Source organism: Kitasatospora sp. NPDC056531, assembly GCF_042794375.1.
Classification (GTDB): Bacteria; Actinomycetota; Actinomycetes; order Streptomycetales; family Streptomycetaceae; genus Kitasatospora.
In genome coordinates, this window is sequence record NZ_JBHTTU010000333.1 from 1 (window position 1) to 1,664 (window position 1,664).

The window sequence follows — 1,664 nt, forward strand, 5'->3', positions numbered from 1 at the left end:
CGCCGCGATCCCCGCCGAGCACCCGCTCACCGCCGTCGTCCACGCCGCCGGCGTGCTCGACGACGGAGTGGTGCAGGCCATGACGCCCGAACGGCTGGCCGCCGTGCTGCGCCCCAAGGCCGACGCCGCCTGGAACCTGCACCAGGCCACCCGCGACCTGGACCTGGACGCCTTCGTCCTGTTCTCCTCGGCCGCCGGCCTGATCGGCAACCCCGGGCAGAGCAACTACGCCGCCGCCAACGCCTACCTCGACGCCCTCGCCCACCACCGCCGCGCCCACGGCCTGCCCGCGACCTCGCTCGCCTGGGGCTGGTGGGCCGACGGCAGCGAGATGACCGCAGGACTCGGCGCGGCCGACCGGCGGCGCATGACGGGCCTCGGTGTCCTGCCGCTCTCCGCCGAGCAGGGCTGCGCGCTCCTGGAAGCGGCGACCAACCACGCCGAGCCTGTCCTCATGCCGGTACGGATGGACCTCGCCGTGCTGCGCCGCGCCGGCGCCGACGCGGTGCCCGCGCTGCTGCGCGAGCTCGCCCGGGTGCCCCGCCGCCGTGGTGCGGGAGCAGGTATGCGGGCGCGGTCGGGCGCCCTGACGGCCCGACTGGCCGGCCTCCCGGAGGCCGAGCGCCGGCAGCTGCTGGTGCGGACCGTCTGCACCCACGCCGCCGCCGTGCTCGGACACGGCGACGACGACGGCATCGAGGAGACCCGTGCGTTCCGCGAGCTGGGCTTCGACTCGCTCACCGGGCTCGAACTGCGCAACCGGCTGAGCAGCGCGGTCGGCCTGCGCCTGCCCGCGACGCTCGTCTTCGACTACCCGAATCCGAGGCAGCTGGCCGGCCGCCTGGCCGACCTGCTCGCCGGCGGGACGGCCCCCGCGGGCACACCCGCCCGGGCCGCCGAGGCCGTGCCGGCCGTCACCGACGAGCCGATCGCCATCGTCGGCATGGGCTGCCGGCTGCCGGGCGGCGTGACCTCCCCGCAGGAGCTGTGGGACCTGGTCTCCGGCGGCGTCGACGCGCTCACCGACTTCCCGACCGATCGCGGCTGGGACGTCGACCGGATCTTCGACCTCGATCCCTCACGCCCGGGCAGCACCTACGTGCGGACCGGCGGATTCGTCGACGATGCCGCCGAGTTCGACGCCGACTTCTTCGGCATCTCGCCGCGCGAGGCGCTCGCGATGGACCCGCAGCAACGGCTGCTGCTGGAAGCCTCGTGGACCACCATCGAGCACGCGGGCATCGACCCGGAGTCGCTGCGCGGCAGCCGCACCGGCGTGTTCGCGGGCGCGATCTACTACGACTACGCGACTCGGCTGAACCGGGTGCCGGACGAGCTGGAGGGCTACCTCGGCAACGGCAACGTCGGCAGCGTCGCCTCGGGCCGGGTGGCCTACGCGCTGGGCCTCGAAGGGCCGGCGGTGACCGTGGACACGGCCTGCTCGTCCTCGCTGGTCACGCTCCACCTGGCCTGCCAGGCGCTGCGCGCCGGTGAGTGCGACCTGGCACTGGCCGGCGGCGTCACCGTGATGTCGACACCCGCCGTCTTCGTCGACTTCGCCCGCCAGCGCGGGCTGGCGTCGGACGGCCGTTGCAAGCCGTTCGCGGCGGCGGCGGACGGTACCGGCTGGGGTGAGGGCGTGGGTCTGCTGCTCGTGGAGCGGC

1 protein-coding gene is annotated in these 1,664 nt (G+C 75.1%); it reads left to right on the plus strand.

From position 1 onward, the window contains the following. On the plus strand, positions 1-1,664 hold a 1,664-nt coding region (locus ACFQ87_RS46185; protein WP_380617041.1), incomplete at both ends, for a type I polyketide synthase.